The following is a 22,637-nucleotide window of genomic DNA, read 5'->3' as shown; positions in this document are numbered from 1 at the left end:
ATTCGAAGAGGTGTGAATAGTGCGATGAAAAAAGACACTGTGGGGCAAAATTGATTGCCCCACGTCTTGCCATTAATGCTTGATAATATACAAGTCTTTTACATGGATATTATCCATCGGGTCTTTACCGGAGTATCCGCCAACCCATGGTTTCACCAGGCGGGCGTTAACATAGTAATAAACCGGTACAATCGCAGAATCTTTATCCAGTTGCTGCTCCGCTTTCGAATACAGCTCACTGCGCTGCGCTTCATCTGTCACTTTCAGTGTATCTGCAATCAGCTTGTCAAATGCAGGGCTCTTATAGTGAACCGTGTTGTTGGAGCTGTCGGACAGCACCATATTCAGGAAGGAAGTTGGTTCGTTGTAATCCGCGCACCAGCCCGCACGTGAAACATCATAGTTGCCCTGATGACGCGTATCGAGGAATGTTTTCCACTCCTGGTTTTCCAGCTTGACGTTAGCGCCCAGATTTTTCTTCCAGATAGATGCCGCGGCGATAGCCAGTTTCTTGTGCAGGTCTGAGGTGTTATACAGCAGGTCAAAGGTCAACGGTTTTTCAGCGGTATAACCGGCTTCAGCCAGCAGTTTCTTCGCTTCTTCATTACGTTTTTCCTGTGACCATTTGAACCACTCTGGCTCGACCAGTTTCGCGCCATCGGTGTAAGGAGGGGTAAAGCTATAGGCAGGCAGGTCGCCCTGGTTTTTCACTTTGTTGACGATGATGTCACGATCCATCGCCAGCTTCAGAGCGGTACGAACACGAACATCGTTGAACGGTGCTTTCTGGTTGTTGATTTCGTAATAATAGGTGCACAGATACGGGTCAACGTGAACTTCGTTCGGGATCTCTTTTTTCAGTTTCTGGAATAACTCGATCGGCATGTTGTTATAGGTCATGTCGATTTCACCGCTGCGATAGCGGTTAACGTCAGTCACTTCAGAAGAAATTGGCAGGTAGGTCACCTGGTTAATAACGGTTTTGGCGTTGTCCCAGTAGTTGGTATTACGCTCAAGCACAATGCGCTCGTTAACCACCCAGTCCTTCAGTTTATACGCACCGTTAGTGACAATGTTGGCGGGCTGAGTCCACTTATCGCCGTATTTTTCAACGGCGGCTTTAGGAACCGGAGAAACGGAAGAGTGCACGAGCAGTTTGTAGAAATAAGGAACAGGTTCGCTCAGGGTGACTTCAAAAGTATGATCATCAATCGCTTTCACACCGAGATCGGTGACCGGCTTTTTACCGGCGATAATGTCATCAATATTGACGATATGACCGTACTGCAAATAACTGGCGTACGGTGAGGCAGTATTTGGGTTAGCCAAACGTTGCCAGCTGTACACAAAATCTTGCGCGGTAACAGGTGTACCGTCAGACCATTTAGCATCTTTACGCAGATGGAACGTCCAGACTTTAAAATCTTTATTGTCCCATTTCTCAGCCACGCCCGGCGATGGTTTGCCATCGACATCGCTGATTAATAAACCTTCAAACAGGTCCCGGTTAATGTTGGATTCCGGCACCCCTTCGATTTTATGTGGGTCGAGAGACTGAACTTCCGAACCGTTATTACGCACCAGAGTCTGCTTTTCAGCAAGCTGCACACCCGCTGGCACAACTGCCGCCGTGGCCACATTTCCAGCGATTAGCGCAGTGAGGATCCCCGCAGCTACTAAACTTTTTTTAGTGATGTTCGTCATTGTGTTTGTACTCCCTCATTATTATGGCTGGTTTTTTAACCAGACTGTTAATCCTGTCAGGATCCCTGTACGGCACCGGAGATTTTCTGCCGTCAGGTGGTTTATTGTTTTACTGCTTGCTATCACCGACTTTATTTATTCTGGCGATTCGTACGACCGCCTTGCGTCGATTATCTACGTGTCTCCCCTGCCGGAAACACGCTATTACCCTGTTGAGAGAAACCAAGTGAAAATCATTCTCATCAACGTCAATTCTTCTGCAAAATACCTGGCCGGAAAGTACCAAATGCGTTTCTTCACCGCCAATACATTTTACAAATTTGTTAACCAATTCTCTTTTATTAGAAATAAATCTCACTGGAAAAGGCTTACGAATGAAAATTCATGGCAATAAAACATTAATAATCAATGAATTGCCTGATGGGCATAGTTGACTCCCCTGTCCGGTATCAACACCATGCCAAAATGCACATAAATTTAACAATTGATTATTAATTAGCACATTCATCTAAAAAAAACGCTGAAATAACTAATAACATTTCGATAATCCCACAGCAAGCCCCAGAGTATGATGTTAATAAAATAACAGCAATATCGTGCTCCCTCTGACGCAGCGCTGAGTGTTATATCCATAAAATCAATGAATAACTAAATCGTTAACCATCAGCATTTTTCATTACTGTTATGCTGATTATCAACTTTAGTGAGAAGTTTTACTGATAATGAAAGGAAACGGAACCAACAGCGGCTCCGTTTATAGTGAAGAAGGAATATCAGGCAAGCAAACCGGGGAAAATGGATTTGATACCAGTAACAATGAATTCAATCCCTAAGGCCATGAGTAACAGCCCCATAATACGCGTAATGACGTTGATTCCCGTTTGCCCCAGCAAGCGCACTAACCACGGCGCCATGCGAAACAGCCCCCAACAACACAAGGCAAACAACGCAATCGCGATAAAAAAGCCAAACAGATTAATCGCACTGTGGTAACGCGTCCCCCAAACGATGGTCGAGCTAATTGCCCCCGGTCCCGCCATCAGGGGCAATGCCAATGGCACCACGCCAATGCTTTCACGAATGGCGGTTTCTGATTTTTCCTGTTTGTTCTGCTTATCTTCGCCAAGTTTGCCACTAATCATCGACATCGCGATAGTCACAACCAGAATACCGCCGGCAATCCTGAACGAATCTATAGAGATACCGAAAAGTTGCAGGATACCGTCGCCCAGGAACAGCGAAGTCCACAGGATGATAGCGACCGACAGGTTTGCCGTGAGATTGGTTTTGTTTCGCGCAGCCGCAGTTTGGTAGCTGGTCATACTGATAAAGACCGGGATGATCCCTACCGGGTTAACCAGGGCAAATAACCCAATAAAAAATTTAAAATAAACAGGAAAATCAAATAGCGTTTGGATCACGGTTAGCTCCGAAGCGTTAGCCGGATAAAATGAGTCATAAAAATTGGAAAAATCCGCGCTGAAGATACGCCTTTTGTCAGCATACTTCACCTTCTATCTGCGTATATCTACGTAAATACGCTACTAATACTTAGTGTTATTAATATGTATTAAATATGCTAATGTGATTAGCATTCATCACCTCAATTTTTTAACACTTACCGAGAAACGCTAAAAGGGCCTGCTGAAAGGTGTCAGCTTTGCGAAATCTTGATCCAGATCACGCAATTACTACTCAGAAGTGAGTAACCTTGCTTACGTCCCCTGGAGGTAAAGCGTAAAAGTTATCTGGCGCTTGCGTATAAGCTCTTTTAGTAAATCAAGGTAAAGTGGACGTTAATTAACCGTTTGATTTTCAAACCGTTACACAAATTTTCGTCGGTCTGTCTATACTCTCGTATCGAGCAGATGATTTACTAAAAAAGTTTAACATTATCAGGAGAGCATTATGGCTGTTACTAATGTCGCTGAACTTAACGCACTTGTAGAGCGCGTAAAAAAAGCCCAGCGTGAATATGCCAGTTTCACTCAAGAACAGGTTGACAAAATCTTCCGCGCCGCCGCTCTGGCTGCCGCAGACGCTCGAATCCCTCTCGCGAAAATGGCCGTTGCCGAATCTGGCATGGGCATTGTCGAAGATAAAGTGATTAAAAACCACTTTGCTTCTGAATACATTTACAACGCTTACAAAGATGAAAAAACCTGTGGAGTGCTGTCTGAAGACGACACTTTCGGTACCATTACTATTGCTGAACCGATTGGTATCATCTGCGGTATCGTTCCAACCACTAACCCGACTTCTACTGCTATCTTCAAATCTCTGATCAGCCTGAAGACCCGTAACGCCATCATCTTCTCTCCGCATCCGCGTGCTAAAGATGCCACTAACAAAGCTGCTGACATCGTTCTGCAGGCGGCAATCGCTGCTGGCGCGCCGAAAGACTTGATCGGCTGGATCGATCAACCTTCCGTAGAACTGTCTAACGCGCTGATGCACCACCCGGACATCAACCTGATCCTTGCGACCGGTGGTCCAGGCATGGTTAAAGCGGCATACAGCTCCGGTAAACCGGCAATCGGCGTAGGCGCAGGTAACACCCCTGTTGTTATCGACGAAACCGCTGATATCAAACGTGCTGTTGCATCTGTTCTGATGTCTAAAACCTTCGATAACGGCGTAATCTGTGCTTCTGAACAGTCTGTTGTCGTGGTTGACTCTGTATACGACGCAGTACGTGAGCGTTTCGCCACTCACGGCGGCTACCTGCTGCAGGGCAAAGAGCTGAAAGCTGTTCAGGACGTGATCCTGAAAAATGGCGCGCTGAACGCCGCTATCGTTGGTCAGCCAGCCTACAAAATTGCTGAACTGGCAGGCTTCTCCGTACCAGAAACCACTAAGATTCTGATTGGTGAAGTTAAGGTTGTTGACGAAAGCGAACCGTTTGCTCACGAAAAACTGTCTCCGACGCTGGCTATGTATCGTGCGAAAGACTTCGAAGACGCAGTGGACAAAGCTGAAAAACTGGTTGCGATGGGCGGTATCGGTCATACCTCTTGCCTGTACACCGACCAGGATAACCAGCCAGAACGCGTTGCTTACTTCGGTCAGATGATGAAAACCGCGCGTATCCTGATCAACACCCCTGCTTCTCAGGGTGGTATCGGTGACCTGTACAACTTCAAACTCGCACCTTCCCTGACTCTGGGTTGTGGTTCCTGGGGTGGTAACTCCATCTCTGAAAACGTTGGTCCTAAGCACCTGATCAACAAGAAAACCGTTGCTAAGCGAGCTGAAAACATGTTGTGGCACAAACTTCCGAAATCTATCTACTTCCGTCGTGGCTCTCTGCCAATCGCGCTGGATGAAGTGATTACTGATGGTCACAAACGTGCGCTGATCGTGACCGACCGCTTCCTGTTTAACAATGGCTATGCTGACCAGATCACCTCTGTTCTGAAAGCGGCTGGCGTTGAAACCGAAGTGTTCTTTGAAGTTGAAGCTGACCCGACTCTGACCGTTGTTCGTAAAGGCGCTGAGCTGGCTAACTCCTTCAAACCAGACGTGATTATCGCGCTGGGTGGTGGTTCCCCGATGGACGCCGCGAAAATTATGTGGGTTATGTACGAACACCCGGAAACCCACTTCGAAGAACTGGCGCTGCGCTTTATGGATATCCGTAAACGTATCTACAAGTTCCCGAAAATGGGCGTGAAAGCGAAAATGATCGCCGTCACCACCACTTCCGGTACCGGTTCTGAAGTAACACCGTTTGCGGTTGTGACCGACGATGCAACCGGTCAGAAATATCCGCTGGCTGACTACGCCCTGACCCCGGATATGGCGATTGTCGATGCCAACCTGGTGATGGATATGCCGAAGTCCCTGTGTGCGTTCGGTGGTCTGGATGCCGTTACTCACGCTCTGGAAGCTTACGTTTCCGTACTGGCTTCTGAGTTCTCTGACGGTCAGGCTCTGCAGGCGCTGAAACTGCTGAAAGAAAACCTGCCAGCGTCCTACCACGAAGGTTCCAAGAACCCGGTAGCCCGTGAGCGTGTACACAGTGCAGCGACCATCGCCGGTATCGCGTTTGCGAACGCCTTCCTGGGTGTATGTCACTCCATGGCGCACAAGCTGGGTTCTCAGTTCCACATTCCTCACGGTTTGGCGAACGCCCTGCTGATCAGCAACGTTATTCGTTACAACGCGAACGACAACCCGACCAAACAGACAGCATTCAGCCAGTACGACCGTCCGCAGGCGCGTCGTCGCTATGCTGAAATCGCCGACCACCTGGGTCTGAGCGCACCGGGCGACCGTACTGCCGCGAAAATCCAGAAACTGCTGGGCTGGCTGGACGAAATCAAAGCTGAACTGGGTATTCCTAAGTCTATCCGTGAAGCTGGCGTGCAGGAAGCTGACTTCCTGGCACACGTTGACAAACTGTCTGAAGATGCGTTTGACGACCAGTGTACTGGTGCTAACCCGCGTTATCCGCTGATTGCTGAGCTGAAGCAGATTCTGCTGGATACCTACTACGGCCGTGAGTACAGCGAAGGTGAAACCACCGCTAAGGCTGAAGCAGTAGCTGCACCGAAAGCTGAGAAAAAAGCGAAGAAATCCGCTTAATTCCTTCAGAAAAGTTTTAGTCTGACTATAAACGGTCCCTTTTCGGGACCGTTTTTTTTGTACCTTACACGACCAAAATCAGGTAATACCTGACTCAACCACTTGTGAGATATGGCCTGGTGAGATTACTTGCAGGGAGGAAGCCAGGATGGCGTCAGAAGAGCGTGTGACAGGGTAGAGACACGCATGAATAGTTGTGGCCTACCCTGTGTTTATAAGCGCCCAGAAGCGCATAGGGTTAATCGTGGCTGTGTCGTTCTTGTATTGCCGTCAGAGAGCCTTCAGACTGCGCTTGCTTATAATGCTTACGGCATACCGACACATAGCGCTCGTTTCCGCCTATAACCACCTGCTCGCCTTCGTTAAAAGGTCTTCCGGCCTGATCAAGACGTAGCACCATGCTGGCCTTACGGCCACAGAAGCAAATAGTTTTTAATTCAACCAGCTTATCTGACCACGCAAGCAGGTATTCACTGCCGCAGAATAGCTCACCACGAAAATCGGTGCGTAAACCGTAACACAACACGGGAATATCCAGCCGATCGACAACTTCAGATAATTCATAAACCTGTTGTCGCGTCAGAAACTGAGACTCATCAACCAGTACACAGTGAATTCTTTGCTGCGCATTGTCGGCGCGAATCTCTTCGAACAATGATGAATTTTGGTTAAACAATTTTGCAGGTGACGACAGACCTATACGTGAACTTACTTTTCCAGTGCCAAAACGGTCATCAATTTCCGCTGTATATACTACAGCGCGCATTCCACGTTCCTGATAATTGTACGAAGATTGCAGCAATGCAGTCGACTTACCGGCATTCATTGCAGAATAGTAAAAATATAGCTGTGCCATTGACCGTAGGCCCTCATCTGGGGAAATAAATATGGGCGGGATTGTAGCATATTTCACGAACATGTCGGTGCAGCGTTGTCCCGAAAGACGTATAAAGAAGCGTACCGACTCGCTCAGCGCCGCCTTAATAACCAGAGAATGCAGGTGCTCTTTATGGCTGGGAGTATGATAGCGCGACGTCTTAACCCAAACAGGCTGGGGCTGAACCGTATATACACATTCTTTCACAAATAGTGCTCATGAAATTGATCGGCCTCGCTTATCAAGGGTCGACAATTAAGAAACCGTTCCCTTATTGTTATTGAATCGCCCCACCGCCGCCATGTAATAGCGAATTCACGTAAGCAAAACTAATACAAAAGGTTGAAATCACTGCAAAGTGATACTATTTGAACACGATAAAATGTGACCTGAATCTTGAATTTTTACTCTCAACCGTTGAGAAGCCCCCCCGCCAATAAGCCTTTTTTATGCCCAACATCACGGAGAATTTAAGACAGAGGAATTAATTCTGATACTAAATAAAGCGCAATTTTGAATTCCTTACATTCCTGGCTATTGCACAACTGAAATTATCGCTCTATTATTAGCTCAACAAACCACCCCCAATATAAGTTTGAGATTACTACAATGAGCGAAGCACTTAAAATTCTGAACAACATCCGTACTCTTCGTGCGCAGGCAAGAGAATGTACTCTGGAAACGCTTGAAGAAATGCTGGAAAAATTAGAAGTTGTAGTTAGCGAGCGTCGTGAAGAAGAAAGCGCTGCCGCTGCTGAAGTTGAAGAACGTACTCGTAAACTGCAACAATATCGTGAAATGCTGATTGCTGACGGTATTGATCCGAACGAGCTGCTGAATAGCATGGCTGCTGTTAAATCTGGCACCAAAGCTAAACGCGCTGCGCGTCCGGCTAAATATAGCTATGTTGACGAAAACGGTGAAACTAAAACCTGGACTGGCCAGGGTCGTACACCGGCTGAGATCAAAAAAGCGATGGAAGAACAAGGTAAACAACTGGACGATTTCCTGATCAAGGAATAATTCAGAAATGGTTTGCTTAAAATCCCGCCACTGGCGGGATTTTTTTTACCTGTACTTCGCATGGCCCCTACCCGGATTAGGTATAAAAAAAACGGCGCTGGATTAACAGCGCCGCTCTGACCTGATAATTACTGGCGGTTACTTCTTAATACCCATCTCTTCTTCCAGCCAGGCTTTAAATTCAGCGCCGAGGGTATTATGGCGAATACCATATTCAACGAACGCCTGCATATAGCCCAGCTTATTACCACAGTCATGGCTTTTGCCCTTCATGTGATAGGCTTCAACCGTTTCTTTTTCAATCAGCATATCGATAGCGTCTGTGAGCTGAATTTCGTCGCCCGCTCCCGGAGGCGTTTTTGCCAGCAGAGGCCAGATATCCGCACTGAGAACATAGCGGCCCACGACTGCCAAATTAGATGGCGCAACATTCGCTTTCGGCTTTTCAACAACGCCAACCATCGGCACGCTTTCGCCCGGCGCTAATTCAACGCCTTTACAATCCACTACGCCATAAGCGGTAACATCTTCTACGGGCTCGACCATAATCTGGCTGCTGCCGGTTTCATCAAAACGATGAATCATTTCGGCGAGGTTTTCACGGGATAAATCTGATTCATATTCATCCAGAATTACGTCTGGCAGAATAACCGCAACCGGTTCATCGCCAACAACCGGGTGCGCGCACAATACTGCGTGACCCAGACCTTTAGCCAGCCCCTGACGTACCTGCATAATAGTGACATGCGGCGGACAAATAGATTGCACTTCTTCCAGCAGCTGACGTTTTACACGTTTTTCAAGCATAGCTTCTAACTCAAAGCTGGTATCGAAGTGGTTTTCAATGGAATTTTTAGACGAGTGAGTTACAAGTACAATTTCAGTGATACCCGCAGCAATACATTCGTTTACCACGTACTGAATTAATGGCTTATCAACCAACGGTAGCATCTCTTTCGGGATTGCCTTCGTAGCCGGTAACATCCTGGTTCCTAATCCCGCAACCGGGATAACGGCCTTTTTGACTTTTGAATTAATAGCAGCCATTTAAAACTCTCCTGGACTGTTCATGTATTGAACGTGTTCATCAATCTGTATCGCATCCAAGTATATCAGTACAGCGGTAAGCCTCTGGTCTGAAAAGGACGCACGTCGGTATAATTAAGACAAATACGAATAAATCTGGCGCTGATAGTAGCACTCGCAGCATGAGGGAGGTGAAGCAATTTCATTCCTCCCTCGCTCAATTGTTCATTCCGCAGACAACATCAGGCGCAGGCGACCACCCGCCCCCCAAATTTGGCACTGCCATGACTCACAGCGCTGGCTCAACTGATTAAGATAGGTATTGCCAAGCGTTCCCAGCGGTACGCCATTGCTGATTTGTACCTGATGGGAACCGGTATTTAATGTCGCATTCAGTCCTGCTGATACCAGAATCAGGTTTTTTAACCCGCTGTGGTAATACCCTACCAGCAAGGGAAACTGGCCGGGTAAATTAGCCTGACGCAGCAAATGGTTCACCTGTTTCAATAATGCCCCTAACTCTGGCAGCCGCTGATTTTGTTGCGTCAGTTGCTCCTGCAGCAAACCGTTAAATAGGGCTCGCAGTAATAATGCGGCCAGCACGCCATTATCCCCTGCCCGCGTGACATCCAGACAATAAAAAGCAAGGTCGTGATCCGACAGCGGCGCAATATCCAGCACCAGTCCCGGTTGATCGGCGGCAACCAATTGCCGATAGTTTATGCGACATTGTGAAATCACTTGCGATACAGGAGGCTGTAGCTCCTGCAACAGCTTTGCAGCAGCAGCAGGATCGTCCACCATGGCATCCCAGTCGCGAAACAGCCGCTCTTCTTCTTCAACCCGCGAATTGAACATATTGGGATACAGGCACGCAAAAACCGTTTCTCGCAGACGATTAAGATCCTTCACCGGTTTCAGAAGAACGTCGTCCACACCAAGTCGCAGCGCTTTGGCTATATCAGACATGTTTTCCGTCGCTGAAATCACCAGTATTGGCGTTTGATCGCCCCGATTGCGTAAATACTCAACCAGTTTAAGACCGTTCATTCGTGGCATTGCCAGGTCGCAGATCATCAAGTCAGGCGTAAAATGGCCAAGCAAATCCAGTGCTTCAAGCCCATCGCCGGCCACCGCCGTTGTCGCTCCCAAAGAGGAAAACCATGAGTCCATGAGTGAGCGGAATACCGGCTCATCCTCAACGATAAGAATCTGTTTTCCGACCAATGGCTGCGTCATATTCTCCCCCCTGACTGGCTTTAATAAATAGTGGCATGCTATTGCTACTCACGCCTGTCAGATTTAACTTAAGTATTGATAAAAAATGCCTAGACGTTGGTCTTCACCAGAGGTAGAAGCTCATCCATTTTCTTCTCAACCGCCAACTGCCCGGCAGCAATTGCTGCACTGGCGCGGTGGAAATCCAGCGTGGATATTTGCGGACAAAACGGCTGAATCAGGATATCAGGCGGGTCACCAGCCATACGGTTACGTTTCAGACGATTTTCCAGAACCTGAATAGAGGTTGTCATGATCTCCATCGCCGTCGGCGCGGTCACTGTCCGCCTCGCCGTAATGTTGCTCAGACGCTCTTTCAGACGGCCATGCCATGAGAGTTCGTCAGCGCCATCGCCTGATTCAGCATCGCTACTGACGTTGAAGGAGAGTAAATCTTGCTGCATAAGGTGCGCATCGTGCTGCAGGTCGACCGCAATAACGATATCGGCGCCCAGCGCACGCGTCAGGGAAACGGGGACGGGATTCACCACCGCGCCATCGACCAACCAGTAGCCATTATGCGCTACAGGGGACATCAGACCAGGAATACTGCAGGATGCCCGGACAGCCAGGTGCAAATCACCTTCGGTGAACCAGAGTTCCCGACCCGTACTTAAATTGGTTGCAACAGTTGCGAAACGGCGTGTGCATTGTTCAATCGCTTCTACCGGCATGACATTACGGTACTGGTTGAACACCCGTTCTCCGCGCAGTAGTCCTCCCCTGCGCCAGGAGAGATCCATCAGGCGTAAGACGTCCCAATAACTGAATGAACAAACCCACTGTTCGAGTGCAGGCAACTTATTGCAGGCGTAGGCAGCGCCAACCAGCGAACCAATGGAGCACCCTGCCACAATATCAACATCAATCCCCATATGCTTAAGGGCTTTAATCACGCCGATATGCGACCAGCCGCGCGCCGCGCCGGAACCTAGCGCCAGCCCAATTTTAATTTTTCTCATTGTACGTACAAACTTCCCCTGGCTTGCAGACGTAGCAACATCGCTACCGCTCAGTTAACATAGTGCCACCCTGGCGTTTTTACGCCGTTTTTTTATTCCAGGGAGTACTTTGTGTCTCAGCTTTGTCCCTGTGGTAGCGCTGTCGAGTATAGCCTATGTTGCTACCGTTATGTGTCCGGCGCGCAAGTAGCACCTACGCCGTCACACCTCATGCGTTCTCGTTACTGCGCTTTTGTGATGAAAGACGCAGATTACCTTATCAAGACCTGGCATCCGGACTGCCATGCCGCTGCGTTTCGTGACGACATTATCGCAGGATTTACGCATACCGAATGGCTGGGGCTGACCGTTTTTGAGCAACACACGGCAGATTCAGAAAATATTGGCTACGTCAGTTTTGTCGCGCGGTTTTCTGAACAGGGAAAAACTGGCGCAATTATCGAACGCTCTCGTTTTTTAAAAGAAAACGGTCAGTGGTACTATATAGACGGTACACGCCCTCAAATTGGACGAAACGACACCTGCCCTTGTGGCTCGGGTAAAAAATTTAAGAAGTGCTGCGGCTAATCAACGCCCGACAGTATCAATTTTGCAAACATTCTCAATAGGATCACCGCTGCAAATGCATTCATTACAACGAAAAGTGCTGCGTACAATTTGCCCGGACCAAAAAGGTCTGATCGCGCGCATTACAAATATCTGTTACAAGCATGAACTGAATATCGTGCAGAATAATGAGTTCGTGGACCACCGTACCGGGCGCTTTTTTATGCGTACCGAGCTGGAGGGCATTTTTAATGATGTCACGCTGCTTGCCGATCTTGATAGCGCCTTACCAGATGGTTCCATCCGTGAATTAACGCCGGCAGGACGCCGCCGTATCGTTATTTTAGTGACCAAGGAAGCGCATTGTCTGGGCGATCTGTTAATGAAGGCCAATTATGGCGGGCTGGATGTTGAAATCGCTGCGGTGATCGGTAACCACGAGACGCTGCGTCCTTTGGTTGAGCGCTTTGATATTCCGTTTGAACTGGTCAGTCACGAAGGTTTAACCCGTGACGAACACGACCAGAAAATGGCCGATGCTATCGACGCGCACCAACCTGATTATGTCGTGCTGGCAAAATACATGCGCGTACTGACGCCGACCTTTGTTTCACGCTTCCCGAATAAGATTATCAATATTCACCATTCATTCCTGCCGGCATTTATTGGCGCTCGCCCATACCACCAGGCTTACGAGCGCGGGGTGAAGATCATTGGCGCAACGGCCCACTATGTGAATGATAACCTCGATGAAGGCCCTATCATTATGCAGGACGTAATTCATGTTGATCACACCTACACCGCGGAAGACATGATGCGTGCCGGCCGTGACGTTGAAAAAAATGTATTAAGTCGCGCGCTGTATCAGGTTCTGGCTCAACGCGTATTTGTTTACGGTAACCGAACGATCATTCTGTAATCGATTGATAATTTAATTGGTTACCTTTACATCTTTACGCGTAAAAATCAGGCAACCAGTTCTTTTTTATCAACGGAATACTTTACAGGGGCGCATCATCTGTTATGATGCGCCCCGCTTCCAACAGAAGCAGGCCAGTAATAAGCATTACCCCGTGGTGGGGTTCCCGAGCGATCATAAGGGAGCTGACTGCAAATCTGCCGTCATCGACTTCAAGGTTCGACTCGAGCGATAGTGAGAGAACGTTGCCGCAGGCAACGGCCCGAAGGGTGAGGAGCTTTAGCTCCGAATAATCCTTCCCGCTATAGAATGCAAGCAGCATAATGAATTTACCCTGTGGTGGGGTTCCCGAGCGGCCAAAGGGAGCAGACTGTAAATCTGCCGTCATCGACTTCGAAGGTTCGAATCCTTCCCCCACCACCATTCATTTTTGTAAGTTCTCAAAAATAAGTATACCCCTGGTGGGGTTCCCGAGCGGCCAAAGGGAGCAGACTGTAAATCTGCCGTCATCGACTTCGAAGGTTCGAATCCTTCCCCCACCACCATCTTTTCATAAAGCATCGACACCCAATCCAACTGCAGTTTGTCATATTCTTCCCATGCGGGAAGGATGAGAAGCTTCGACTAAGATTCGATTCGAGCGTCAGCGAGAAAGCGTTGCCGCAGGCAACGACCCGAAGGGCGAAGCGCGCAGCGCGGAGTCGTCCTTCCCCCACCACCATCACTTCATAAAGCATCAACACCCAATCCAACTGCAATGCCCTATCGTGCCCGCAATAGGCCTGATGCGCTGCGCCTATCAGGCCTACAGAGAGTTGACGTCTGCGTAGGCCGGATAAGGCGGTTACGCCGCCATCCGGCAAACAGGCATAAAAAACCCCGCCGGAGCAGGGTTTTGTCTTACACAGATTACCGATTAGTGACGCGCGCGTACAATCTGGTATTTGCGGGTCAGATACTCGACCGGAACGCTCCAGATGTGCACCAGACGCGAGAACGGGAACAGCAGGAACAGCGTCATACCCAGCACCAAGTGCATGCGGAAGATGAACGCCACGCCATCCAGATATTCAGACGCGCCGCCGTGGAAGGTCACCACCGTTTGCGCCCAGTTCACCAGTTTCATCATCTCGCTACCGTCCATATGCTGAGCGGAGAACGGAATGGTCAGCAGGCCAAGAGCACACTGGATAACCAGAATGGACAGCACCAGAATATCCGCACCAGTGGTGGTGGCCCGCACGCGTGGGCTGAACAGACGACGTTTCAGCAGCAGCACGCCGCCGACCAGACACATCACGCCTGAGGCGCCGCCCGCAAACATAGCCATCTTTTGTTTCACTTCCAGCGGTAGCCACGCTTCGTACATCCAGTGCGGCGTCAACATGCCCAGAAAGTGCCCGGCAAAAATGCCCAGGATCCCGATATGAAACAGGTTTGACGCCAGGTTCATCCCTTTGCGATCCAGCATCTGGCTGGACGCCGCGCGCCAGGTATATTGTCCATAGTCATAACGCAGCCAACTGCCGATCAGAAAGACAGAACCCGCGATGTACGGATAGATGTCAAAGAAGAACGTATTCAGGAAGTGCATTATTGCTGTCCTCCGGTGGTGATATTCAGATACTGCGGCGCAACGGCCCCGGCAAAACGACGCTGGTGAGCGGAGATTTCCGACTCGCCACACCCCTGATCGGCGAAGAATTTCACCTGCTCTTCTTCCCAGACCGCATCAAGCGCTTGTGGTGTATCATCACGCGCTTCATCCGCAATTTTTTCAGCCACTTTGTCGCTGTCGATAACGGTATTCGCCAGTTTTAGCAGCAGATCAAACAGCACCGCATAACGGCTGTCACGCTGTTGCAAGCGAGCGCTGAGCAAAGCCAGAATCGGCGCGATATCCTGTAAACCACCTAACGCTTCGCTTTTCGGCAACTGCGCAAGGTATTCCAGATACAGCGGCAGATGATCGGGAAGTTCACGGCTGTCGAGCTGCAAACCGTGCTGCTCATACTGTGCCATCAGGTCAACCATCGCCTGACCGCGATCGCGGGACTCCCCGTGAACATGTTCAAACAGCAGCAGCGATGTGGCGCGGCCCCGGTCAAACAGTTCGCTGTAGGCGGCCTGTACATCCAGCATGTCCTGCGCGGTTAAATCGCGCAGGAAAACGCCCAGGGTCTGGGCATCCTCTTTATCCAGGTTCTCAGATGACGCGAGTGCATCGAAAAGCTCCTGCTGATGCTGCCATAAGGCAGCATCCGGGTACTCGAGCAGACGCGAAACAATGACGAGTTCAATCATTGGTGCGGCTCCGTTTTGCTGGTCACATCAACAGCGTCGATGCGGCGGCTGTTGAACAGATTGAATTTGGTATCAGAACCGTGGCAACCATCGCCGAAGGTAAAGCCACAACCGCTTTTCTCCGGGAATGCCTCACGCGCCAGTTCACGATGGCTGCTTGGCACCACGAAACGATCTTCGTAATTAGCAATCGCCAGGTAACGATACATTTCCTGTGCCTGCGCTTCGCTTAATCCCACCTCTTCCAGCGCACGGGTATCAACTTTTCCGTCAACAGTTTCCGCACGTTTGTAGTGACGCATTGCCAGCATACGTTTCAGCGCCAACAGTACCGGCTGAGTGTCGCCAGCGGTCAACAGGTTCGCCAGGTACTGAACCGGGATACGCAGACTGTCTACATCCGGCAGAATGCCGTTGCTGCCAAGCTCGCCCGCATCGGCGGCAGATTGAATCGGTGACAAAGGCGGCACGTACCAGACCATCGGCAGCGTGCGGTATTCCGGATGCAGCGGCAGCGCCAGCTTCCAGTCCATTGCCATTTTGTAAACCGGAGACTGTTGTGCAGCATCGATGACGCTCAGTGGAATACCATCTTTTAGCGCCTGTTCAATGACAGCCGGATCGTTCGGATCGAGGAACACGTCCAGTTGACGCTGGTACAGATCTTTTTCGTGCTCAGTGCTGGCCGCGCTTTCGATCGCATCTGCGTCATACAGCAGTACGCCGAGATAACGGATACGGCCAACACAGGTTTCGGAGCAAACGGTCGGTTGACCCGCTTCGATACGCGGGTAGCAGAAAATGCACTTCTCGGACTTCCCGCTCTTCCAGTTGAAGTAAATCTTCTTGTACGGGCAGCCGGTGATGCACATACGCCAGCCGCGGCACTTGTCCTGGTCGATCAGCACGATGCCATCTTCTTCACGCTTGTAGATAGCACCACTCGGGCAGGTCGCCACACACGCCGGGTTAAGGCAGTGCTCGCACAGGCGCGGCAGGTACATCATGAAGGTGTTTTCGAACTGGCCGTACATCGCCTTCTGCATGTTTTCGAAGTTCTGGTCCTTGGCGCGTTTTTCGAATTCGCCGCCCAGAATTTCTTCCCAGTTCGGACCGCTGGTGATTTTGTCCATCCGCTGACCAGTAATTAGCGAGCGCGGGCGGGCAATCGGCTGCGCTTTGCTGCCTTCCGGCGCGGTGTGCAGATTCTGATAGTCGAAATCAAACGGCTCGTAGTAGTCATCCATACCCGGTAGATGCGGGTTAGCAAAGATTTTACCCAGCAGCAGCGCACGGTTACCCATGCGCGGTTGCAGTTTACCGTTGATTTTACGGATCCAGCCGCCCTTCCATTTCTCCTGATTTTCCCAGTCATTGGGGAAACCGACGCCAGGCTTACTTTCCACGTTATTGAACCAGGCGTACTCCATACCTTCACGGCTGGTCCAGACGTTTTTACAGGTCACTGAACAGGTGTGGCAGCCGATGCACTTATCAAGATTCAGCACCATGCCGACTTGTGAACGAATTTTCATTTTACGCTCTCCTGTACCTGGTCATTGCCTTCGCCATCCAACCAGTTAATGTTCTTCATCTTACGTACAACGACGAACTCATCGCGGTTTGAACCGACGGTGCCGTAGTAGTTAAAGCCGTAGGCCAACTGTGCATAGCCGCCGATCATGTGGGTCGGTTTCGGCGTAATACGGGTCACCGAGTTGTGGATCCCGCCGCGCTGCTGGGTGATTTCTGAACCCGGCAGGTTAACGATACGTTCCTGCGCGTGGTACATCATGGTCATCCCGGCCGGCACACGCTGGCTGACAACAGCGCGGGCAGTTAATGCACCGTTGCTGTTGAAGACCTCGATCCAGTCGTTATCTTCGATCCCCAGGTCTTTCGCATCCGTTTCACTCATCCAGACGATCGGACCACCGCGCGACAATGTCAGCATCAGCAGGTTGTCGCTGTAGGTGGAGTGGATACCCCATTTCTGGTGCGGCGTCAGGAAGTTGAGCGCTTTTTCCGGGTTACCGTTAGACTTCTCGCCGATCACCGCTTTCACTGAACGGGTATCGATTGGCGGACGGTAAACCAGCAGGCTTTCACCGAAATCACGCATCCACTGGTGATCCTGATACAACTGCTGGCGACCAGACAGCGTACGCCATGGGATCAGCTCATGAACGTTGGTATAACCGGCGTTATAAGACACATGTTCATCTTCCAGGCCTGACCATGTCGGGCTGGAGATAATTTTGCGCGGCTGCGCCTGTATATCGCGGAAACGAATTTTTTCGTCTTCTTTATTCAGCGCCAGATGCGTATGGTCACGACCGGTAAATTCACTCAGCGCAGCCCAGGCTTTAACGGCTACCTGACCGTTAGTTTCCGGCGCCAGGGTGAGGATCATCTCGGCGGCATCAATGGCGGTATTAAGCCAGGGCTGGCCTTTCGCCGGGCCTTCAGCCTTGGTGTAGTTGAGCTTACGCAGCAGATCCATTTCGCTCTGGGTATTCCAGGCAATCCCTTTCCCGCCGTTACCGATTTTTTCCATCAGCGGGCCGATGGAGGTAAAGCGTTCATAGGTTGCCGGATAATCACGCTCTACGGTCATGATATGCGGCGCGGTAACGCCAGGAATCAGGTCGCACTCACCTTTTTTCCAGTCCTTCACGTCCAGCGGCTGCGCCAGCTCAGCGGCGGAATCGTGCTGAATCGGCAGCGTAACAACGTCGGTTTCTTTACCGAGGTGGCCCACGCACACTTCAGAGAATTTCTTCGCGATGGCTTTATAGATTTCCCAGTCGCTCTTCGATTCCCAGGCCGGGTCAACGGCGGCAGACAACGGATGAATAAACGGATGCATATCCGAGGTATTCATGTCGTCTTTTTCATACCAGGTTGCGGTCGGCAGCACGATATCGGAATACAGACAGGTACTCGACAGACGGAAGTCCAGCGTCACCACCAGATCCAGCTTGCCGTCCAGTCCGTTGTCCTGCCATTCCACTTCTTCTGGCTTCACGCCGCTCTGCTGGCCGAGATCTTTCCCCTGAATACCGTGTTCAGTACCCAGCAGGTACTTCAGCATGTACTCGTGGCCCTTACCGGAAGATCCGAGCAGGTTGGAACGCCAGATAAACAGGTTACGCGGATGGTTTTTGCCGTTTTCCGGCTGTTCCGCCGCAAAGCGAAGAGAACCGTCTTTTAGGGCGTTAACGGTGTAATCCACCGGCGTCATGCCGGCTTTCTGCGCTTCTTCAGCGATACGCAGCGGGTTAGTCCCTAACTGCGGTGCAGACGGTAACCACCCCATTCGTTCAGCGCGAACGTTGAAGTCAATCAAATGACCGCTATAACGGGATTTGTCTGCCATCGGGGACAGCAATTCCTGTGCGGTAACCGTCTCATAGCGCCATTGGCTGGAGTGGTTATAGAAGTAAGAGGTGCTGTTCATATGACGAGGCGGACGCTGCCAGTCCAGCGCAAACGCCAGCGGCTGCCAGCCGGTTTGCGGGCGCAGTTTTTCCTGGCCGACATAGTGGGCCCAACCGCCGCCGCTCTGGCCGATACAGCCGCAGAACACCAGCATATTGATCAGGCCGCGATAGTTCATATCGAGGTGGTACCAGTGGTTCAGACCTGCACCGACGATAATCATCGAACGACCGTGCGTTTTATCGGCGTTATCCGCAAATTCGCGGGCGATGCGCACGATTTGAGCGCGCGATACACCGGTAATTTTCTCTGCCCATGCCGGCGTATACGCTTTCAGGTCATCGTAGCTGGTTGCACAGTTTTCATCGTTCAGACCGCGTTCCAGACCGTAGTTGGCCATGGTCAGATCGTAAACGGTCGTCACCAGCGCGGTAGAACCGTCGGCCAGTTGCAGACGTTTAACCGGCAATTTGTGCAGCAGAATGTTTTCCAGTTCAACTTTATTGAAGTGTTCGGTACCTTCGCCGCCAAAATAGGGGAAGCCGACTTCAGCGATGTCATCTTGGCTACCGAGCAGACTGAGTTGCAGTTCGGTTTCATCGCCCGATGTACCGTCGCGCTGCTCGAGGTTCCATTTACCCTTTTCGCCCCAACGGAAACCAATTGAACCGTTTGGCGCAACCATTTCACCGTTGCTGTTGATAGCGACGGTTTTCCATTCCGGGTTATTTTCCTGGCCCAGAGAGTCAACCAGATCCGCTGCACGCAGCATACGACCAGCAGCATAATAGCCGTCGCGCTCTTCGAGCATCACCAGCATTGGCATGTCAGTATAACGACGAACGTAGTCGGTGAAGTACTGGCTCGGGTTATCGAGGTGGAACTCGCGCAACATGACGTGGCCCATCGCCATTGCCATCGCCGCATCGGTCCCCTGCTTCGGCGCCAGCCACAGGTCGCACAGTTTGGCGATTTCTGCGTAGTCCGGCGTAATCGCTACCGTTTTGGTGCCTTTATAGCGAACTTCAGTAAAGAAGTGCGCATCCGGAGTACGGGTCTGCGGGACGTTAGAACCCCATGCAAGAATGTAGCTGGAGTTGTACCAGTCAGCGGATTCAGGGACGTCGGTCTGTTCGCCCCAGGTTTGCGGAGAAGCCGGCGGCAGGTCGCAGTACCAGTCATAGAAGCTCAGGCAGGTACCGCCAATCAGCGACATATAGCGTGCGCCGGATGCGTAAGAAACCATCGACATCGCCGGGATCGGCGAGAAGCCTGCGACGCGGTCAGGACCATAGGTTTTGATGGTGTACACGTTAGAAGCGGCAATCAGTTCATTGACTTCCTGCCAGGAGGAGCGAACGAAGCCGCCACGACCACGCGCTTGTTTGAAGCTTTTTGCTTTGTCGGCGTCTTCGATAATGGATGCCCAGGCATCTACCGGATCGCTGTGCAGTTTTTTGGCTTCACGCCACATCTTCATCAGACGTTTGCGCATCAATGGGTATTTCAGACGGTTAGCGCTGTAGAGATACCAGGAATAGCTCGCACCACGCGGGCAGCCGCGAGGCTCGTGGTTTGGCATATCTGGACGCGTGCGTGGATAGTCAGTTTGCTGGGTTTCCCAGGTCACCAGACCATTTTTCACATAGATTTTCCAGCTGCATGAACCGGTGCAGTTTACACCGTGGGTTGAACGCACGACTTTGTCATGCTGCCAACGCTGGCGATATCCGTCCTCCCAGTCCCTGTTGGTATTGAGAAGCTGGCCGTGCCCATCGGCAAAGGTTTCGCCCTTCTGCTTGAAGTAGCGAAACCGGTCCAGGAATTTACTCATCGGTTTTCTCCTGTAGGAGCCTGACGGCTCTCTGATAAATCGACATTGCTTATTTGCCAGCGAAGGTAACGCTCTGAAAGGGCGTGAGAATTGATAACGATCAAGGCAGACAGGGATGAAAAATGAGGGGCGTTTTTCACATACCCCCTAAGTGGGATATCAGTAAATTAATTAACGCATTGAATTTAAATAACTTTTTCAAACCCACTTATCATGCAAATGTTAAATTCTTTATAAGTGGGTATTAAGGGGTATCCCCCCTGCCAGGCATATTGCGAGCACCGTTCTCACAGGATGTGTGTCATGTCACAACACAAGAGTATGTTGTAACTAATAGCAGGCAAAAAAAAGCGCGGTCTAACGCCGCGCAATGGATAATCAACCTACACTTCATCCTTCAAACTGCCTCTGCGTTGGCTGCGCTCGTTCTTCCCAGTCACTTACTACATTAAGCTCCTGGGGATTTCTCACTTGCCGCCTTGACGCAATTCGAATGATTTTGTGTATACCACTTTTTTACTTTTTAGAATGACGTCCGTACACCGCCCAGGTGATAACCACGCAGGCGACATAGAAGATCACAAAGACTTTCATCGCATCAACAGGTGAGCCCGTTAACGCCAGGGAAGTACCAAATGCTTTGGGGATAAAGAAGCCGCCAATCGCGCCAATGGCAGAGATAAAACCGAGCGCAGCCGCAGTGTCGGTTGCCGCTTCACGCATCGCCTTCTCTTCTGACCCGCCTTCCGCTTTCACTCTGTCCATCGTCAGTTTGCGGAAGATAACGGAGATCATCTGGAAGGTTGAACCACTGCCCAGACCGGCCGTCAGGAACAGCGCCAGGAACACCGCGAAGAAAGCGGTAAAGTTGCCCCCTACGCCATTGGTTGGCAGCGTCAGGAACAGCAAGGCACTGAAGAGAGCCATAAGCACGAAGTTCACCAGCGTCACGCGAGTTCCGCCCAGACGGTCAGAAATTGCACCGCCAGCTGAGCGCGCCAGCGCGCCAATCAGCGGGCCAAAGAAGGCGTAATGCAGGATCTGTACCTCAGGAAACTGCGTTTTTGACAGCATCGCGAAACCGGCTGAGAAGCCGATAAATGAACCGAAGGTTGCCAGATACAACAGGCTCATGATCCACAGGTGCCCGCGCTTTAGCACCGGTAATTGCGCTTTCAGTGACGCTTTTGAGGTTGCCAGTTCGTTCATACCAAACCATGCAGCCAGCGTCAGCACAGCGAGGAACGGAACCCAAATCCATGCGGCGTTTGCCAGATACAATTGCGTGCCATCCGGTTGCTCAACGCCCTGGCTACCAAATGCAGCGAAGATTGACAATGAGACCACCAGCGGAGCAACCAACTGCATTACGCTGACGCCCATGTTGCCCAGACCACCGTTCAGACCCAGCGCACCGCCCTGCTTTTGTTTTGGAAAGAAGAAGCTGATATTCGCCATGCTTGATGCAAAGTTCGCACCGGCAAAACCGCACAGTAAGGAGATAATAATAAAGGTACTAAATGGCGTGGTGGTATCCTGCACCGCAAAACCTAACCATACGCATGGGACGATCAGGATACCGGTGCTGAATGCCGTCCAGCGGCGTCCACCAAACAAGGGAACCATAAAGGAGTACGGCACACGCAGCAGCGCGCCGGAAACCGACGGCAACGCCGTCAACATGAACAATTGCTCCGTGGTGAAATTAAAGCCGACTTTCGGTAAGTTCACCGCCACGGCGCTAAATAACATCCACACGCAAAACGCCAGCAGCAGGCAAGGGACGGAAATCCACAGATTACGGCTGGCGATTCGTTGACCACGCTGTTGCCAGAAGACAGGATCTTCCGGCCGCCATTCTGTAATTACAGCTCCAGATGCCCTTTCCGGGGCAGATGAGTGACTCATAGACACCTCTGATACTTGTTTCGATGCCTGCAACCTTAGGGTTTACAGCTGGAGGTAAGTTGATATAAATCAAAGGAAAAGGTGTCATTATTCATGCCTAAAATTTATCATCACCCTAAATGAGTACATTACTTCGGTAAAAAAGATGTGGTTTTTCACGCTTCTGTCGTCTTCTACTCCCCCCGACCCATGACCTCCCCCTTGGCTGGCAATTAAGAGGTAGCCCGT

15 protein-coding genes, 2 tRNA genes and 2 other RNA genes are annotated in these 22,637 nt (G+C 50.6%); 8 read left to right on the top strand and 11 right to left on the bottom strand.

All coding sequences use genetic code 11. From position 1 onward, the window contains the following. Window positions 1-72 precede the first annotated feature (72 nt). On the bottom strand, window positions 73-1,704 hold the full coding sequence (gene oppA, locus FDX09_RS21630) for an oligopeptide ABC transporter substrate-binding protein OppA (protein ID WP_069324647.1): 1,632 nt from the start codon (window positions 1,702-1,704) through the stop codon (window positions 73-75). Window positions 1,705-2,477: 773 nt separating this feature from the next. Next, entirely contained in the window at window positions 2,478-3,125 is a 648-nt protein-coding gene (gene ychE, locus FDX09_RS21620) for an NAAT family transporter YchE (protein WP_038643209.1), read from the bottom strand. 487 nt (window positions 3,126-3,612) lie between these two features. On the opposite strand from ychE, the gene adhE reads away from it, so the two are divergent. Beyond that, window positions 3,613-6,291, top strand: a complete 2,679-nt coding sequence (adhE, locus tag FDX09_RS21615; protein ID WP_038641104.1) for a bifunctional acetaldehyde-CoA/alcohol dehydrogenase — start codon at window positions 3,613-3,615, stop codon at window positions 6,289-6,291. A gap of 238 nt (window positions 6,292-6,529) precedes the next feature. Here the strand turns inward: adhE and tdk are convergent, their stop codons facing one another. Then, the gene (gene tdk, locus FDX09_RS21610) at window positions 6,530-7,147 is read right to left on the bottom strand and encodes a thymidine kinase (protein WP_038641106.1); all 618 of its coding nucleotides are present in this window, start codon (window positions 7,145-7,147) and stop codon (window positions 6,530-6,532) included. Window positions 7,148-7,777: 630 nt separating this feature from the next. Here tdk and hns point away from each other — a divergent pair. Beyond that, on the top strand, window positions 7,778-8,191 hold the full coding sequence (gene hns, locus FDX09_RS21605; protein WP_137347844.1) for a histone-like nucleoid-structuring protein H-NS: 414 nt from the start codon (window positions 7,778-7,780) through the stop codon (window positions 8,189-8,191). A 138-nt stretch (window positions 8,192-8,329) separates the two neighbouring features. On the opposite strand, the gene galU is transcribed toward hns, so the two are convergent. From galU to rssA, 3 genes are all read right to left on the bottom strand, one after another. Further along, entirely contained in the window at window positions 8,330-9,238 is a 909-nt protein-coding gene (galU, locus tag FDX09_RS21600) for a UTP--glucose-1-phosphate uridylyltransferase GalU (RefSeq protein ID WP_038641107.1), read from the bottom strand. Window positions 9,239-9,442: 204 nt separating this feature from the next. After that, window positions 9,443-10,456 (bottom strand): two-component system response regulator RssB, encoded by a 1,014-nt coding sequence (gene rssB / locus FDX09_RS21595; RefSeq protein WP_038641109.1) that lies wholly within the window; start codon window positions 10,454-10,456, stop codon window positions 9,443-9,445. A gap of 89 nt (window positions 10,457-10,545) precedes the next feature. Beyond that, window positions 10,546-11,457 (bottom strand): patatin-like phospholipase RssA, encoded by a 912-nt coding sequence (gene rssA, locus FDX09_RS21590; RefSeq protein WP_069324649.1) that lies wholly within the window; start codon window positions 11,455-11,457, stop codon window positions 10,546-10,548. A gap of 111 nt (window positions 11,458-11,568) precedes the next feature. Here rssA and FDX09_RS21585 point away from each other — a divergent pair, with 111 nt between their 5' ends. The 6 genes from FDX09_RS21585 (at window position 11,569) to FDX09_RS21560 (ending at window position 13,643) form a co-directional block, all read left to right on the top strand. Continuing rightward, entirely contained in the window at window positions 11,569-12,024 is a 456-nt protein-coding gene (locus FDX09_RS21585; protein ID WP_038641113.1) for a YchJ family protein, read from the top strand. 55 nt (window positions 12,025-12,079) lie between these two features. Continuing rightward, window positions 12,080-12,922, top strand: a complete 843-nt coding sequence (purU, locus tag FDX09_RS21580; protein ID WP_006684274.1) for a formyltetrahydrofolate deformylase — start codon at window positions 12,080-12,082, stop codon at window positions 12,920-12,922. A gap of 168 nt (window positions 12,923-13,090) precedes the next feature. After that, window positions 13,091-13,232, top strand: a non-coding RNA gene (locus FDX09_RS21575) — RtT sRNA. 28 nt (window positions 13,233-13,260) lie between these two features. After that, window positions 13,261-13,345: transfer RNA gene (locus tag FDX09_RS21570), tRNA-Tyr, on the top strand. A gap of 37 nt (window positions 13,346-13,382) precedes the next feature. Continuing rightward, window positions 13,383-13,467: transfer RNA gene (locus FDX09_RS21565), tRNA-Tyr, on the top strand. Window positions 13,468-13,511: 44 nt separating this feature from the next. After that, window positions 13,512-13,643, top strand: a non-coding RNA gene (locus FDX09_RS21560) — RtT sRNA. A gap of 195 nt (window positions 13,644-13,838) precedes the next feature. On the opposite strand, the gene narI is transcribed toward FDX09_RS21560, so the two are convergent. The 5 genes from narI to FDX09_RS21535 all read right to left on the bottom strand — a co-directional run bounded on the left by narI (window position 13,839) and on the right by FDX09_RS21535 (window position 22,409). Next, the gene (gene narI / locus FDX09_RS21555) at window positions 13,839-14,516 is read right to left on the bottom strand and encodes a respiratory nitrate reductase subunit gamma (protein WP_038641116.1); all 678 of its coding nucleotides are present in this window, start codon (window positions 14,514-14,516) and stop codon (window positions 13,839-13,841) included. Next, a complete protein-coding gene (narJ, locus tag FDX09_RS21550) occupies window positions 14,516-15,226 on the bottom strand; it encodes a nitrate reductase molybdenum cofactor assembly chaperone (RefSeq protein ID WP_087856119.1) in 711 nt (236 codons plus the stop codon). The genes narI and narJ overlap by 1 nt, the downstream gene beginning before the upstream one ends. Next, a complete protein-coding gene (narH, locus tag FDX09_RS21545) occupies window positions 15,223-16,761 on the bottom strand; it encodes a nitrate reductase subunit beta (protein ID WP_038641118.1) in 1,539 nt (512 codons plus the stop codon). The genes narJ and narH overlap by 4 nt, the downstream gene beginning before the upstream one ends. After that, a complete protein-coding gene (locus tag FDX09_RS21540; protein ID WP_137347843.1) occupies window positions 16,758-20,501 on the bottom strand; it encodes a nitrate reductase subunit alpha in 3,744 nt (1,247 codons plus the stop codon). The genes narH and FDX09_RS21540 overlap by 4 nt, the downstream gene beginning before the upstream one ends. Before the next feature lie 516 nt (window positions 20,502-21,017). Further along, on the bottom strand, window positions 21,018-22,409 hold the full coding sequence (locus FDX09_RS21535) for a NarK family nitrate/nitrite MFS transporter (RefSeq protein WP_038641122.1): 1,392 nt from the start codon (window positions 22,407-22,409) through the stop codon (window positions 21,018-21,020). Between the last annotated feature and the right edge of the window lie 228 nt (window positions 22,410-22,637).

The sequence above is a fragment of the Citrobacter sp. wls717 genome, assembly GCF_005280955.1.
Classification (GTDB): domain Bacteria; phylum Pseudomonadota; class Gammaproteobacteria; order Enterobacterales; family Enterobacteriaceae; genus Citrobacter; species Citrobacter werkmanii.
This window is presented reverse-complemented; position numbering and strand designations above follow the sequence as displayed.